Origin of the sequence: Sphingobacterium humi (assembly GCF_009768885.1) — a bacterium.
Taxonomy (GTDB): domain Bacteria; phylum Bacteroidota; class Bacteroidia; order Sphingobacteriales; family Sphingobacteriaceae; genus Sphingobacterium; species Sphingobacterium humi.
Genome location: NZ_WSQA01000005.1, coordinates 30,865 through 46,912, shown reverse-complemented (window position 1 = coordinate 46,912; position 16,048 = coordinate 30,865). Strand labels below are relative to the sequence as shown.

13 protein-coding genes are annotated in these 16,048 nt (G+C 42.8%); 4 read left to right on the top strand and 9 right to left on the bottom strand.

Annotated features, from left to right (window positions below):
- Window positions 1–161 precede the first annotated feature (161 nt).
- A complete protein-coding gene (locus tag GQF63_RS07985; protein ID WP_160368704.1) occupies window positions 162–1,622 on the bottom strand; it encodes an alanine/glycine:cation symporter family protein in 1,461 nt (486 codons plus the stop codon).
- A 194-nt stretch (window positions 1,623–1,816) separates the two neighbouring features.
- Here GQF63_RS07985 and GQF63_RS07980 point away from each other — a divergent pair, with 194 nt between their 5' ends.
- Together GQF63_RS07980 and GQF63_RS07975 are read left to right on the top strand one after the other, a co-directional pair.
- Complete coding sequence (locus GQF63_RS07980; RefSeq protein WP_160368703.1) at window positions 1,817–2,767, top strand: hypothetical protein; 951 nt, start codon at window positions 1,817–1,819, stop codon at window positions 2,765–2,767.
- A 74-nt stretch (window positions 2,768–2,841) separates the two neighbouring features.
- Complete coding sequence (locus GQF63_RS07975; RefSeq protein ID WP_160368702.1) at window positions 2,842–4,467, top strand: ABC-F family ATP-binding cassette domain-containing protein; 1,626 nt, start codon at window positions 2,842–2,844, stop codon at window positions 4,465–4,467.
- 62 nt (window positions 4,468–4,529) lie between these two features.
- Here GQF63_RS07975 and GQF63_RS07970 read toward each other — a convergent pair whose 3' ends face one another.
- The 7 genes from GQF63_RS07970 to GQF63_RS07940 all read right to left on the bottom strand — a co-directional run bounded on the left by GQF63_RS07970 (window position 4,530) and on the right by GQF63_RS07940 (window position 12,958).
- Entirely contained in the window at window positions 4,530–5,249 is a 720-nt protein-coding gene (locus GQF63_RS07970) for an AAA family ATPase (protein ID WP_160368701.1), read from the bottom strand.
- A 132-nt stretch (window positions 5,250–5,381) separates the two neighbouring features.
- Window positions 5,382–9,029, bottom strand: coding sequence for an ABC transporter permease/M1 family aminopeptidase (locus GQF63_RS07965; RefSeq protein WP_160368700.1), 3,648 nt, complete (start codon window positions 9,027–9,029; stop codon window positions 5,382–5,384).
- Entirely contained in the window at window positions 9,022–9,906 is an 885-nt protein-coding gene (locus GQF63_RS07960) for an ABC transporter ATP-binding protein (protein ID WP_160368699.1), read from the bottom strand. Before GQF63_RS07960 ends, GQF63_RS07965 begins: the two co-directional genes overlap by 8 nt.
- Before the next feature lie 169 nt (window positions 9,907–10,075).
- Window positions 10,076–10,879: a M48 family metallopeptidase gene (locus GQF63_RS07955; RefSeq protein ID WP_160368698.1), complete on the bottom strand. Its 804-nt coding sequence runs from the start codon at window positions 10,877–10,879 to the stop codon at window positions 10,076–10,078.
- 71 nt (window positions 10,880–10,950) lie between these two features.
- Window positions 10,951–11,601 carry a glycerol-3-phosphate 1-O-acyltransferase PlsY gene (gene plsY, locus GQF63_RS07950; protein ID WP_160368697.1) on the bottom strand — a complete coding sequence of 217 codons (651 nt, stop codon included), beginning with the start codon at window positions 11,599–11,601 and terminating at the stop codon, window positions 10,951–10,953.
- A gap of 13 nt (window positions 11,602–11,614) precedes the next feature.
- Window positions 11,615–12,472, bottom strand: coding sequence for a carboxylating nicotinate-nucleotide diphosphorylase (nadC, locus tag GQF63_RS07945; RefSeq protein ID WP_160368696.1), 858 nt, complete (start codon window positions 12,470–12,472; stop codon window positions 11,615–11,617).
- Window positions 12,473–12,544: 72 nt separating this feature from the next.
- Entirely contained in the window at window positions 12,545–12,958 is a 414-nt protein-coding gene (locus GQF63_RS07940) for a DUF4783 domain-containing protein (protein ID WP_160368695.1), read from the bottom strand.
- 166 nt (window positions 12,959–13,124) lie between these two features.
- On the opposite strand from GQF63_RS07940, the gene gpmI reads away from it, so the two are divergent.
- Complete coding sequence (gpmI, locus tag GQF63_RS07935) at window positions 13,125–14,660, top strand: 2,3-bisphosphoglycerate-independent phosphoglycerate mutase (RefSeq protein ID WP_160368694.1); 1,536 nt, start codon at window positions 13,125–13,127, stop codon at window positions 14,658–14,660.
- Window positions 14,644–15,207, top strand: a complete 564-nt coding sequence (locus tag GQF63_RS07930; RefSeq protein WP_160368693.1) for a hypothetical protein — start codon at window positions 14,644–14,646, stop codon at window positions 15,205–15,207. Before gpmI ends, GQF63_RS07930 begins: the two co-directional genes overlap by 17 nt.
- 25 nt (window positions 15,208–15,232) lie before the next feature.
- Here GQF63_RS07930 and GQF63_RS07925 read toward each other — a convergent pair whose 3' ends face one another.
- Window positions 15,233–16,015, bottom strand: coding sequence for a TerC family protein (locus GQF63_RS07925; RefSeq protein WP_160368692.1), 783 nt, complete (start codon window positions 16,013–16,015; stop codon window positions 15,233–15,235).
- Window positions 16,016–16,048 lie beyond the last annotated feature (33 nt).

Genomic DNA, 16,048 nt, shown 5'->3' with positions numbered 1-16,048 from the left:
ACGTCAGTGCAATCAAGAAAACATAAAGCTTTATTATTAATGCTTTACACCCTTCTTGTGCAGCTGATTGTCATGTTTGAGATGTTGTTTACTGCATTGACGTACCAGTCGTTCGACTCCGCTCACGATGACAGTATGATAACAAAAACTTAAGAAAAAACCTACCCTCTTTCCTTTTCCTTTTCCTCCCAGAATTCCGCGTTTTTAATTCCCAGTTCTTTCGGGTTAAAGCTTGGATCTTCCTGTCCCTGTTTTCGTTTTTGCTTATAGTCTTTCCAGACTTTCATGGCTATTTTGCTCATCAGGAGGATGGCTATAATATTCACCCAGGCCATTAATCCCACGCCGATATCTCCGATTGCCCAAGCGGTATCGGCGGTACGGATGGTGCCGAAATAAACAGTCGCTAAGAAGGCAATTTTAAAAATCCAGCTGATAATCTTTCGGGTTTTCTCGTTTTTCACGAGGTATACAATATTGGTATCGGCGTAATAGAAATACGCCATAATGGTGGTAAAGGCAAAGAAAAATAAGGCGATAGCCACGAAGCTATTTCCGAATCCTGGAAAATGATGGGAAACGGCCGCTTGCGTAAAGCCGTTATAATCTACTCCCGGAAGGTTTTCCTGCAGTAAGGTTGTTGCCTTTCCGGCAGAATCCGTATGGGTTACATTGTATTTTCCGGTGAATAAAATCATTAAAGCAGTTGCTGTACATACAAATAAAGTATCCACATATACAGAGAAGGCCTGTACGAGCCCTTGCTGAGCAGGGTGATTAACATCGGCAGCAGCAGCGGCATGTGGCGCCGTACCTTGCCCTGCTTCATTGGAATAAATACCGCGTTTTACGCCCCATGCAATCGCCATACCGATGATACCACCAAAAGTAGCATCCATGCTAAATGCGCTTTTAAAAATGAGGGAAAACACCTCTGGAATTTGATGGTAGTTCATGGCGATAATAACCAATGTCATAATAATATAACCACCGGCCATAAAAGGAACAACATATTCAGCTACGGTTCCTAAGCGCTTCACGCCGCCAAAAATAATCAACACTAATAAGGCCACCACAATCATCCCTGTATAATTAGTTGGCAGTTCGAAAGCATTATATACCGAGGACGCAATGGCATTACTTTGCACGCCCGGCAATAACAAGCCTGCACTGATGACCGTTAAAACGGCGAACAGAATAGCATACCATTTAACGCCTAATCCTTTTTCAATATAATAAGCGGGTCCCCCTCTAAACTCGGCACCGTCTTTTTGCTTGTATAGCTGCCCGAGCATGGCTTCCACAAAGGCGGAAGCGGAGCCTAGAAAAGCGATGATCCACATCCAAAATATGGCGCCGGGGCCACCATAGAAAATGGCGGTGGCCACCCCGATAATATTACCTGTTCCTACCCTTCCGGAAATGGCCAATGCGAAGGCCTGAAAGGAAGAAATCCCCTCCTCGCCTTTTTTCTTGGCGAAGAGTAAGCGCAGCATATCTTTTAAATAAGTAATCTGTAAAAAGCCTGTTCGGATGGAGAAATAAAGCCCTGTACACAGGCATAGGTAAATAAAAATATCGCTCCATACGAAGGAGGAAATGGTAGAAATAATATTATCCATTAATTTGGTTTACTTGTATATTGACCATAAAATATCTGTAAAGAAACTATTTTTTTTGCGAACCTGCACATCTTTTTTTGTAAAGAAGGCGCAACGCAATCGTTTTAAAAATGATTGTTATCTGAAAAATTTTTATAAATTGCCCGGAAATAAAAAGCGATTATTCACACTTAGCTGCTCTAAATTATCTACGTATGAAGGCCCTGTTAAACACCTTGGTTATCTGCACCTTAGTGCTGGCAACTAGCTCTTGCGCTACGGTAAAAAATGCGGAAATCAGAAACCTCCTGTCCCATAGCAATTGTAACCAACGCAATGTGTACAATTATACGGAAGCGGATCTGCCCACACCCCTGCATTTACAGCAACTCAGTGAGGCTCTGCAACATAAACTAAGCTACAACAGTTTAAACATGGCGAATGCCATCGGCCTGATTCCCACGCTGGAAAAATACATACAGTTGAAAGCACAGCCTAAACAGGACGCTGAATACCGCCTATCTATACTGGAGCTGAAACAGGATATGGACCATAAAATCAATATGTCATCCTTGGAAATTTCAGCGATATCTTCAGAAATGGACTGTGAGGAAGAACGGACAAGTCAGATTGCGAATTACCTCAGTGGTCGGGCGGATAATCGGGAGTCTAAATTAACCATTGCCGCCATCGTAGTGGGTGCTGCCGGCGCCATCTTGACCGGTGGGGTCATCAAAAATGAAACCGCAGCCAATGCCACCGGCATCTCCACGGGTATTGCCGAAGCCAGCTTCGGTTTTCTGATGTTCTTTAATAAGGAATCTATCGAGTTTCATCATAAGCGCAATGCCTTAAAAGATATTTGGTTTGGGGCTTCCAATCCGGAGATCTTCCCACCGGCGGTGTGGTACTACTTGAACTATGCCAATCCGGAGGATGGGGTGCAGCATTCCCTGCGCGAGCAGATTATTGATAAATGGACCCATCTAGGACAAATTGAAAAGGATTCAAAATCAGAATTAGAGCAACTTTATTTTGGGGAAGGTGGCAAATACAGCAGCGAACAACTAAATAACCGCGCTGATATGTACGATCAGTTGGAGTCGAACATCAACCTGATGAAACAAGATTTGAAGGCCTTATCCCTTGAACTGGATCGCTTCTAAGGATAGGCTCTACCCTAAAAAATTCAAGTATACTGACCGTTCCCTAATCCAAAGGAAAAGCGTATCTTTGCAGCATGATTAATGTATCGAATTTATCCCTTCGCTATGGAAAACGTATTCTATTCGAAGATGTTAACTTAAAATTCACTCCTGGAAACTGTTATGGTATTATTGGTGCAAATGGTGCCGGTAAATCAACATTTCTAAAAATTATATCAGGTGAGGTTGATCCTTCGACTGGGTCGGTAGCTTTTACTCCGGGCGAACGGATGTCGGTATTGAATCAGAACCACTATGCGTTCGATGAATTCCCGGTAATCCAGACTGTCATGATGGGTAACCAAGACCTTTATAAGGTTATGAAGGAAAAGGATGAAATCTATATGAAAGATCCTTTTACCGATGCCGATGGTGAGCGTGCTGGCGAATTAGAAAGTTTATTTGCTGAAATGGACGGCTGGAACGCCGAAAGTAATGCCGCTACCCTATTGAGTAACTTGGGTATTAAAGAAGAGCAACACTATAAATTAGTGAAAGAGTTGGATGGTAACGAAAAGGTACGCGTGTTATTGGCACAAGCGCTTTTCGGAAACCCGGATATCTTAATTCTGGATGAGCCTACCAACGACTTGGACATTAACACCATTGCTTGGTTGGAAGATTTCTTAGCGACCTATGAAGCGATTGTATTGGTTGTATCCCACGACCGTCACTTCTTGGATGCCGTATGTACGCATATCGTAGATATCGACTTCAGCAAAATGTCCATCTACTCGGGTAACTACTCTTTCTGGTACGAATCATCGCAATTAGCCTTGAAACAACGTTCAGACCAGAACAAGAAAATGGAAGATAAGGTGAAGGAATTACAGGAATTTATCCGTCGTTTCTCGGCCAACGCTTCCAAATCAAAACAAGCAACTTCACGTAAGAAAGCTTTAGATAAAATCAATATTGAAGAAATTAAGCCTTCTAACCGTAAGTATCCGGCCATTATGTTCAACATGATGGACAGAGAACCGGGCGATCAGATTTTGAACGTAGAAGGATTGGGTAAAACCGTGAACGGCGAAGTTTACTTCAAGGATATTACCTTTATGATTAATAAAGGCGATAAGATTGCGGTATTAGCCGAGAACAACTTAATTACTTCGGCATTTTACGATATCCTAGCAGGTCGTGACAACGATTATAAAGGCGAGTTTAAATGGGGAGTAACCATTACCCCTGCAGATATGCCAATTGATAATGCGTCCTTCTTCGATGGTAAAACAGACAACCTGATCGACTGGCTTCGTGATTACACCACCAAACCGGATGCTGATGAGCAATTTATCCGTGGTTTCTTGGGTAAAATGTTATTCTCTGGTGAAGAGGTATTGAAGAAATGTTCGGTACTATCTGGAGGAGAGAAAATGCGTTGTATGTTCTCTAGAATGATGTTGCAAGGCGCCAACTTCTTAATTTTCGACGAGCCGACCAACCACTTGGACTTGGAATCTATTACCGCCTTAAACAACGGTATGAGTGATTTCCGCGGTTCGATGTTGTTCACTTCTCGTGACCACGAGTTGACTCAAACCGTAGCCAACCGTATTATTGAATTGACGCCAAATGGCATTATCGATAAGTTGATGACTTACGATGAGTACATTAACTCGGATGTGGTGAAAGCCCAACGCGAGCAAATGTATAAATAAGCAATAGCACTATAAAGCATAAAAAAAAGCATTTTAGAAATCTAAAATGCTTTTTTTTATGCTTACATAATCTGTTGGTGCCGGCTTTCCAGGGCTTTGATCAGCTTGGCCTTCACCAAGGTGAAACAATAGTCCTTCGCCTCAGCAAAAGAGATTTGATAGCGTCGTTCGATGTTTCGGAACTCCTCCGGAAAACGCGCTAATAATTTATCGTAATACTTATCCAGCACGTCCTTGGCCGGCATTTCAAAGCTTATCTTCAATTGAAAGCGTCGGATCAGGGCAAAGTCGATGATATCCAAATGGTTGGTGGCACAGATCAGCATCACTTCCTCGGGCAGGTAGTCTATCAATTGGATCATGGTATTCACCAAGCGTCGCATCTCGCCTACATCATTTTCATCCTCTCCGCGGGCTTTGCCAATCTGGTCAAACTCATCGAGAAACAAAACCGCCTTGTCGCGGATTGCTCGATCGAATACCTGCTTTATGTTTTGGGAGGTTTCGCCAATTCGGGCATTGATAATGTTGCTCAAGTTCAACACAATTAAAGGCCGTTGAATGGCATGGGCAATAGCTTTGGCAGTGGTTGTTTTCCCACAGCCTGAGCTACCATACAGCAATACCTTATTATTGACTGGCAGACCAAAAGCCTGCAGATCTTTCACAAAAAGTTGCTCTTTGATGAGTTGCTGGAGTTGGCTCCTGTTCTCCTCACTTAGAAAAACATCGTCTAAATTAACCGGTTCTTTATCCTTAATAATAAGGTCTTGAATATTCATATTGAATGGGGAAATCCTATGTTACTATCCCACAAAAATACGAAAAACCTTTGGTCTTTGGACTATGGGTACCCCGGGAATAGAAAACCTCGCAAGTTTTGGCATATCCTTGCGAGGCTATATTTTAGAAGCCTATAACTTCTTTCTGTTATCGTCGGTATCCGTATCGATCAACATATGGATAGGATCCACTCCCACCTCGGTAGGTTTTTCTTTGACAACGAATCGAACTTGATTTTTAATCTGATCGACTTTCAGTCTTTTGCTTAGGATCTGCCGATCGATGCTATGTTCGCCAGATTTCTTCGGCTCCCCGAAGACCGCCAGGTCGATGTAATCAGCCAGCGGCAGGGAATTAATTTCCTTCTTCTCTCCTTTTGCCGTTAGCTTAGTCCCCTTACTATCCTCATAACTGCGCTTTCCTTTCTCGTCTGTACGGTACTTGCTCACGATAAAGTCGATGGTTACCTCATACTGCCCATTGCTCAGCTTTTTAGAAGTTGTCTTCTCTACGCGGTTATCATACAAGGTCACCGTTTCAAACATATCCTTAATCAGGTATTGCAGGGAATCCGGGGTATGTTCTTTCAGCATCGCCACAAACTCCAGGGAGGTGGTATAAGGTGGATACTGAAAGGCTGTTTTCTGATTATAAGCCTGCAACATCTTGCTAAAGGCATCTTCACCTAGGTACGAGCTCATGGCATACATCACTAAAGAGCCTTTGTTATAATGGATATAGCCTTGGTTTTCATTGTACATCAATGGATTTTCCTTGATCCGCTCGCCGGCACGTCCTTCCAAGTAACTGTTTAATGCTTCTTTTAAGAAACGATGCATCTGCTGCTTGCCATAGGTATGCTCCAACACTTTCAAGGAGCTGTATTCGGATAGGGATTCTGACATCATGGTGGCTCCTTTTACATTGGCACCGATAACCTGATGTGCCCACCACTGATGGGCGAACTCATGCGATATCACCGCATAAGGATAGTCCATGGCATCTGGATCGGTTTCATCCACCTTGGCAATAAAGCCAATCCCTTCTGAAAAAGGAACCGTATTGGCAAAGGCCTGCGCAAAGGTGCCATAGGTTTGTGGAAACTCGATAATACGCAATTGCTGGAACTGATAAGGGCTGTAATGCGACTCGTAATAGGCCAATGATTTCTTAATGGAAGCCATCATGCGGTCTAGATTATACTCATGCCCTTTATGGTAATAGATTTCCATATGCTTATCTCCTACCATTTCTTTCTTCACTTCGTATTTCGCGGAAATAAAGGAATAGAAATTCAGGATGGGGCTATCCATTTTGTAATGGAAATAGCGTTTTCCATTTTCTTGCCATTCCTTCTGCAAATAGCCGGGTGCAATAGCGATTTGATCAAGACTGGTACTTAATACGGCTTCAAAGTTAATCCAATCGGCTTCATTAGAAATATAGGTATTCCCTAATTTCGTGCTGTCGCTTGGATCGGCCATGCGGTCACGGTCTGGCAATTTATACTTAGCACGCACTGAATTATCAACCAGCTCCACCGCTTCCGTATAAGTTAAAGAAGGGAAAATACTGTTGTTGATGAAAGTACCGTTAGCTAGGATAATGGAACGATCGCGCAAAAAGGTATTGCCTAGGTTTGCTAAGCGGTAATCTACTTTTAGGGTATCCCCCGGTAAGATCGGTTTAGCTAAGGTATACAAGCGGACATCCAGCTCATCGTCTTTGGTCGAGTCTTTTAGTGCCCAATGAATATTCACCGTACTCTTCACCTCCCCATTCAGGTTCATGAAGAGCGTGTCTATAGGCTGTTTCGTTTTATTGATGTAGATAAAGCGTCCTTCGGCTGTAAATGTACGATCCTCTGGGTTGATATCTATTTTGGTAAATACATCAACCAATCGTGGGCTCGGCAGCTTTTTAAAATGCCCATACTTCTTCTCATAAGTAACCTGCTGCACTTCGCGTTCCTTATTGGAATAGCGGGTGGAAACCACATTGTTGACATAGTATATGCTGTAGCCTAAGCCGAAAAAACCTAACAATAACAGCACAGCGGTAATGGCCAACACACCCTTATTACGTTTTTCCGCTTGTTGCATGCGGTCTTTCACACTGGAAATAATACCGCGGCGCCAGAAAAGCAAGGTCAAGGCAAACAGAAAGCCTGCAAATAACAACCAATATAAGCGGTAATAGAGGTAATGACGGATATCGCCGTAGCCATTCATATCCGAATAGCTGAACCGCGGATCGTTATTGAATTTAAAGATATTTTGTTCAATGCCTATACGCGATAATAGCGGCATGCCCAACACAATAAGTAGACAGATGATGAAGCCTACAAAGTAGTTTTTGAAGAAGCTATGGATGAAAAAGGCAAAGCCGATCAGCACCAAATACTTAAGGTTATCCAACACAAAGAGCTCAAATAGATAGTGCCCCAGTTCGAATTTATAATAGCCATTATAGGCCTGGTAGATCACACCGGTAAGCAAACTGATGAGCAAGACCACCTGTGCCATTTTAAAGAGGGCAATTACCTTGGAAGTTAAGAGCACCCAGTTTGGAACAGCCGTTGCATCGATCAAAAGCTTCATATTCTGCTGCTGATCGCGTTGGATCAACATGCCGGAGAACAGCAAGATCATAATAATCAGGAAGAAGCTATAGACACTTCCCATGGTACTTAAGACCTGCCAGGTGACCGGGTATGTGACGGTGCCAAAGAGCATGCCGCCCACCGACATGATGGCAAGCACAAACAAGGCAGCAATCATTAACAAGATAATGAAGGTCCAGTTTTTTACTACATATTTAAAGTCCTGATGCGATAAGCGCCAGCTCAGTTTCAGGTTATTCCAGAAACTATGGGAGATATGAACCAGCGGCAATTTTATCTGGATAATGCTTCCAAAGTTGTTCTTGGTGACACGTTCCGCTGTTTTAGCACGACCGAAGCTGATGCCCAATTGTGAAAAAGAGAATTTATAATACGTAAAGCCCAAGATCAAGATGGCCAAGCCTGACCATATCAAACGGTTATGGAGCATGACTCCGGATAAAGGCAGTAAGAGGGTGTTTTGCTCTTCTACCGACCAATAGCGGCTATAGTATACGATGGGTTGATAGCCAAAAGGATCCCATAAAGCAACCAGGTATTTGTTGTCCATATTCTGGGTGGCAATATCCAATACCGTTTGCAAAAGCAGAAGGATCAGCACAAATACAAAGCCTACATACACATTACGCGTGAAAGTAACTAAGGCAAAGATGATACTGCCAAACAGGAGAAAGTTAGGCAGAATAACGATGAGAAATCCGCCCACATAGGCTTCTAAGCGATTGGGACCTATCAATTCCTGATTGACACCGGGATGAAACTGCCCCAGGTAATAGGCCATCACGGTGATGATAGCAATGATGCATACCACCGTTAAGGCGCTGAGGAATTTAGCCGATAGGTAACTCAGCTTATCCAAGGGATAGGAAAACAACAGATTATGCACCTGATAGAGGTAATCGCGGTAAACGGCAGCCCCTATAATCGTTGGCAGTAGAAAATAGATTAAAGTGGAATAGCTATTAAAAAAGCCGGCAATTTTGATCGGTGCATTAAAATAAACCGGTTGACTCGCCGTAGCTGTAATGGAATCGAAGGCCCCTAAATTAGAAATAGTAGTAAAATAGGCCAAGGCAAAATAAATAGCACAATAGACATAAAACACCGGATGCTTAAACCAGCGGATGATTTCAAAGGAAAAGATACGACTAAACATGGGCAACATCCTTTTTAAGGGCTACAAAATAAACATCCTCTAACATCGGTTGTCCGGCTTGGAACGATGGATCAGGCGATTCATCACTCAGCACGCGGATGTTTAAGGTGTTATCTTGGTTGTAGTTGGAGGAGATGATTTGGTATTGGCTATTTGCTTGATCGAAGTCTGCGCGTTCTATACGCTTCGTCCATATCTTGCCTGCCAATTGGGCTTCTCCTTCTGCGGAAGAACCGCGGAACAATACCTTACCCCCATTCATAATGGCTAGCTCGTGACACAGCTCGCGAACATCATCTACAATATGCGTAGAGAAAATAACGGTATGCTGGGCACCAATCTCACGCAATACATTTAAGAAGCGATGGCGCTCGGCCGGATCGAGTCCTGCAGTAGGCTCATCGACAATAATAAGTTTCGGGTGGTTCAACAACATCTGCGCAATACCGAAGCGCTGCTTCATCCCGCCGGAGTAGCCACTCACGCTTTTCTTGCGAACATCATATAAATTGGTAATCTGCAAAACCTCTGCAACAATCTTCTTGCGGTCTTCTTTTTTATGGATACCTTTTAAATCGGCAAAGTAAAGTAAAAGCTCTTCCGCCGATAGGTTCGGATAGACGCCAAACTCTTGCGGAAGATAGCCTAACACATTGCGGAGACCGTTTTTATTGTTTAATACATCCAGATCGCCAAAGGTAATGGATCCGGAGTCTGGGCTTTGCAAGGTCGCAATGGTGCGCATCAAAGATGATTTGCCCGCACCATTCGGGCCTAAAAGGCCAAACATGCCGGGGCCTATGTTTAAGTTAATATCGTCCAGGGCTTTAACCCCATTCTTATAGGTTTTGTTTAAATTTTGAATAGTAAGGTTCATGTGTTGTAATTTAATTATAGAGTTAGTCGCTTTAAAAGAAATTTTGTTACAATAAAAATAGATTCCTTTTCCTGGAATTGCAAATAGCTAGCTTCCCCTTCCTAATAAACGCTAAAAAACAGAAAAGCCATCTGTTGAGATGGCTTTTCTGTTTTATGAGCAATACTGCTTATTTTTTCTTGTAATATTTCATTACTTCTGGAATCATCGCATTGATCTGTGCAATCCGACGTGCATCACTAGGGTGAGTGCTTAACCACTCTGGCGGCGTTCCTGATTTGCCTTGTGCCATTCTTTCCCAGAATCCAACAGCCTCGCGTGGGTCATAACCCGCCATGGCCATCAAGATTAAGCCTGCCTTATCTGCTGCTAACTCATCGTTTCTGGAGAATTTCAAGGAGCCTACTTGGTATCCAATACCATAAAGCTGATTGAACAAGCCTATGTATTTACTGTTTGACATGGCTCCTGCTGCACCTAAGATCTGCGCACCATACTGCGCTGCCATCGCATTGGAATATTGGGAAACAGAGTGCTCCTCAATCGCGTGGGCAATCTCATGGCCCATAACAGTAGCTAATCCGGCATCGTTTCTCGCCACGGGAAGAATTCCGGTATACACCGCAACCTTACCGCCTGGCATACACCAAGCATTCACATCCGGGCTTTCAATCAGGTTGAATTCCCAGTTAAAGTTGAATTTGTCGGAAATACCCAACTGCTTCAAGTACTGATTAGCGGCAATAGCAATATTATTCCCTACGCGCTTTACCTGGGTGGCGGCCGATGTTCCGGTCACAACCTTGGAGTTGTTCTTGCTTAAAAAGTCTTTATAGGCTAATGCTGCTTGATCATTAATTTGTTGAGAATCTACCAATTTCAGGTATTTACGGCCTGTAATTGCCGATGTTGCACATCCAGCAATTGTAGCCCCCAACAGTAACATGGCCGTATATTTAAAAATCCTTTTCATAAACGTTCAATTAAGTTTATTCAATACAAATAATGTTTTACTAAGGTTAAACAAAATTGGTACCCAAAAGTTTAATTTCGAGTTTTTTTCTTAAATAAATATATTTTGGATTCCTTACCCTTTAATAAGCGCTCGATATTCTTTTGGTGAGTAACCAGAATTAAGGCACAGATTGCTATTCCATACAATAAAACCGAAGGTACTGTGGTTTTGAAAATAAAGGCAATACTAAATGGAAAGGTGAAACCCGCCAATATAGAGCCTAAAGATACGTAATGAAATATAAACAGGACTAGTAGGAAGACACTTACACAACATAAAGCTGCCGGCCAGTGGATGGCCAACACCATTCCAAATAAGGTAGCCACGCCCTTTCCTCCGCGAAAGCCAGCGAAGATGGGAAATAAATGGCCTAAAACGGCAATAACGCCTAATGCTAATTGGATATTTACAAACTGCGGCGCATCGTGATTACCGACGACCGAGCTGTCTAAGAGATAAGGTAGATTCGTCGCCGTCCATCCCTTTAAGATATCGACAAACATCACTACAGAACCTGCTTTTTTGCCTAAAACACGAAAGGTATTCGTAGCACCTGCATTACCACTGCCATACTCCCGGACATCCACCCCATAAAAGGCCTGGCCAAACCATACCGCAGTGGGTATTGATCCGAAGAGATAAGCTAGAACGACTATTGCTACGAGATAGATAGATATCATTTACAGCAATTTACTAAATTAGTTTCGCTTTTAGACTCAAATCCAGACTTTTAACCGAGTGGGTTAAGGCGCCTACAGAAATAAAATCGACCCCGGCATGCGCGTAATCAGCGATGGTATCCAAGGTAATTCCTCCGGAAGCTTCCGTAACCAGTTGACCATTCACTAAGGCAACAGCTTCTTCCACCTGTGCAGGCGTAAAATTATCAAACATCACACGGTCTACCTTGCCAATGGCAATAACCTCTTTAAGTTCATCAAAATTACGAACCTCCACCTCAATAGGAATGTGAAGCTGATGGTCTTGCTTATACTGTAAAGCGGCCTGAACAGCTTGGCGAATGCCACCGGCATAGTCAACATGGTTATCTTTGATTAAGATCATGTCATACAAGGCAAAGCGGTGATTTACTCCGCCACCAAGCTCAACGGCTCTTTTCTCTAAAAAACGTAATAAGGGGGTCGTCTTGCGCGTGTCAAGTACACGGGTTTTAGTGCCCGCGATGGCAGCAACATACTTAGCGGTTTGCGTGGCAATACCCGACATACGTTGCATTACATTTAAAACTAAACGCTCGCCTTTTAATATGGTATGGATGGCTCCTTTCATACGAAATGCAATATCTCCATATTGCACCTGGTCGCCGTCCTTTAATAAAATCTCTAACTGAACTGTTGGATCAATGGCTAAAAATATCTCCTTGGCTACTTCAATTCCTGCGATAATTCCGGATTCTTTAACCAATAACTGCGCCTCGCCTTGTTTCTCGGGAGCAATGGTCGAAAGGGTGGTAAAATCACCGGGGCCTACATCTTCCTTAATGGCTTCATCCACAAACTGCAATAGCTTTTCTTTAAATTCTCTCTCCATTTATCAATGTAAAATTTAGCGAAGATGAATAAAAATAACTTTATTTAAAAGATAAATCCAATAAAATATGTGTTATTCGATTCGCAATTCGGTTATTTGAACCTCTCCCGCAGCTTGACTAAGCTTAATGAAAACGCGGTAAGTGCCTGTTGAACTTTTTAATTGATAAACAATATAAAAGCTACTGTTGGTATGGGAAGTTCGCTGAACTTGCTTGATCTCGGAAGTCCGATTATTCTGAAAGAAGTCGTTGAGTAACATCTCCCCTTGGAATTTAGAATAATGGCCGGCATCACTTTTTATCGACAACGAGACATTGGATCCAAAATAATTCGCAATATTTTTTGCATTATTAGACTTGAAGGCCTCCATAATTTCATTACCGATGTCTGCATTCTTTACTACGAATGCAAATAATGGGAATAAAACGAAAGCACAGCATATTTTGAAAATCGATCTGTAACTTAAATTAATACTCTGTATCATGCTTCTTACTGCTCCAATCTCGTAACTTTAAAAAAATTTTCCAAATATCTCGTGCAAAATTGAAAAATTACTAACCAAAATTATGCCAATCCTTAATTTTTAGCAATAAAACAGGATGTGCACGATGATTTTTATAGTTTTTAGGCATTTTGCTTATATTTGTGTAATGAGTTATGAGCAAAAAAGAGTAGCCCTGCTAATCCTGGATGGATTAGGCTACGGAAAAAACGACAATTCAAACGCTGTCTTAGCTGCAAACACACCATACTTAGATTACTTATTATCAACTTATCCTAACTCCAAACTTGAAGCATCTGGTGAAGCCGTTGGCTTACCTGCAGGCCAAATGGGTAACTCTGAAGTGGGACACATGAATCTAGGTGCGGGAAGAACAGTTTACCAAGAATTAGGACGCATTAATAAAGCGGCTGCCGAAGGTGTCTTCAACAGCGACCCTACCCTACAAGCGGCCTTCAACTACGCCAAAGCAAACCATAAAAAAGTACACTTTATCGGATTGTTATCCGATGGCGGTGTGCACTCCCATATTAGCCACTTAAAAGCATTATGTGATGCAGCTCAGGTTGCCAACCTTACAAATGAGCAAGTATTTATCCACGCCTTCTTAGATGGTCGGGATACTGACCCTAACGGTGGTCTTCACTATATGCAAGACTTATTGCAACACCTTACGCATTCTGTAGGAACCGTAGCTTCAGCCATCGGACGCTACTACGCTATGGATCGTGATAACCGCTGGGAGCGCGTAAAACAAGCTTACGATTTACTAACCCATGGTATAGGAACTCCGACGACCAATATCTTGGAAGCCATAGAAGCTTCTTACCAAGCAGAGGTTACTGACGAATTCTTAAAGCCTGTAGTTGTGGTAAATGCTGAAGGAGGACCTACGGCAACCATTCAAGAAGGTGATGTAGTGATTTGCTATAACTTCAGAACAGACCGTGGCCGTGAGATTACTATTGCATTAACGCAACAGGATTTCCCGGAATATCAAATGCAGCCATTGCCGCTATACTACGTTACGATGACTTCCTACGACGAAACTTTCCGCGACGTTAAAGTGGTATTCCAAAAAGACAACCTCACGAAAACCTTAGGTGAAACCCTATCCGAACAACAGAAAACACAAGTTCGTATTGCCGAAACAGAGAAATATCCACACGTTACGTTCTTCTTCTCTGGCGGTCGCGAGGAGCAATTCGAAGGCGAGTCCCGCATTCTGATTCCTTCTCCGAAAGTAGCAACTTACGATTTACAGCCGGAAATGAGTGCGCAAAGTATTGCCGACTCCATCTGTACCGCGATGCAAATCGATAAACCAGACTTCATCTGCTTAAACTTTGCTAATCCTGATATGGTAGGCCATACGGGTGTATTTGAAGCGGTAGTGAAAGCCGTAGAAAAAGTAGACGCCTGCACCAAGCAAGTGGTAGAAGAAGGCTTAAAACAAGGATATTCCTTTATTATCCTTGCCGACCATGGTAACTCCGAATATATGCTGAACGAAGACGGCTCGGTAAACACCGCCCATACCACCAACCTCGTACCTTGTATCATGATCGATAGCGAGTACAAACATATCAAAGATGGTAAATTAGGCGATGTAGCACCTACCGTGCTGAAGATGATGAACCTGAATATCCCTGTAGAAATGAGTGGCGATGTATTGGTATACTAATAAAAAATACAGCCTCATCGCCGTAGCAAGTATTCTTACTACGGCGATGTTCGCTTGTTCCTCTCCACAACAGGAACAACAAGCCAAGCAGGAACAGCCCGCTTATTTTGACATCCCTGCCTTTATCCAAACCGAGATAGACAGCTTAAAAGCGAAGAATCCTACGGTTGAAAAGACCGTCACCAAGGATAAAGAGTCGGAAACAAAATCCTTAGCTATCAAAAACTGGGACAACGAGCTTTCCAGCTTTAAGGCCATCGATTTAAATAAGCCGGCCTATCACGGATTTATTGAGGTAGATACCGTCGATCAGGTATTGCAATATGCGTTTACCAATCCAGAATTAGACCTCTCCTGCGTCCGGATCTCCTTTGACCCGCAAGGGCAGGTGAAGATGCTCAGCGTTGAGAAACAGGTTAAAAACACCCTCTACCAAACCAATGAGTTTTTAGTATACGAGAAGGGCAACTTCTATATCGTAGAAAAGACCCAGCAGGTTAAAGCCATGGGTGAAAATTATTATAAGGTTCAAGGAAACCTAAAATAAAAAGGGGGCTAAGCCCCCTTTCCTTTTATTGTTCAATCTTCTTCTTTTCAGCCTCTAGTTTCGCTAGGGCTTTATTTTCAGAACGTATATTCAGGAATTCAACCAGTACCGAGAAGGCCATCGCAAAGTAGATATATCCTTTCGGAATATGCTGATCGAAAGCTTCGGCGGTTAAGGATACCCCGATTAATAACAAGAAGGCTAAGGCCAACATCTTCACCGAAGGATAATCATTCACAAAGCGCGAGATGCTTTCAGCGGATATCAACATAATACCCACCGCCACGATTACCGCGGCAATCATCACCCCGATCTGATCAACCATACCCACCGCTGTAATTACAGAGTCGAGGGAGAAGACCAAGTCTAAAATAATAATCTGAATAATCACGCTACTAAAGGTCACTGGCTTACTTTTGCCGCCACTCGCTTCAATATGGCCCTCCACCTTATGGTGAATCTCCGTTGTAGCCTTATAGATTAAGAACAAACCACCGATAAACAAGATTAAATCTCGTCCCGATAACGTTAAGTAGCGATGCCAGTTTGCATTTTCAATGCCCAGCATATCGCCGATATTCAAGAACGGTTGGGTCAGTCCCATAATCCATTTTATCGAGAATAATAAGCCTACGCGCATAACCAAGGCTAGAATTAAGCCGATCTGCCGTGCTTTCTTCTGTTGCTCAACAGGGAGTTTTGCACTCTGAATGGAAATAAAAACAATGTTGTCGATGCCTAGAACAATCTCCAGGACAGTTAGGGTGAGGAAGGAAATCCAAATGTTGGGGTCTAATAGCCAATCCATAGGTGTGATTTAGTGTGCGTGAAATTTATAGTG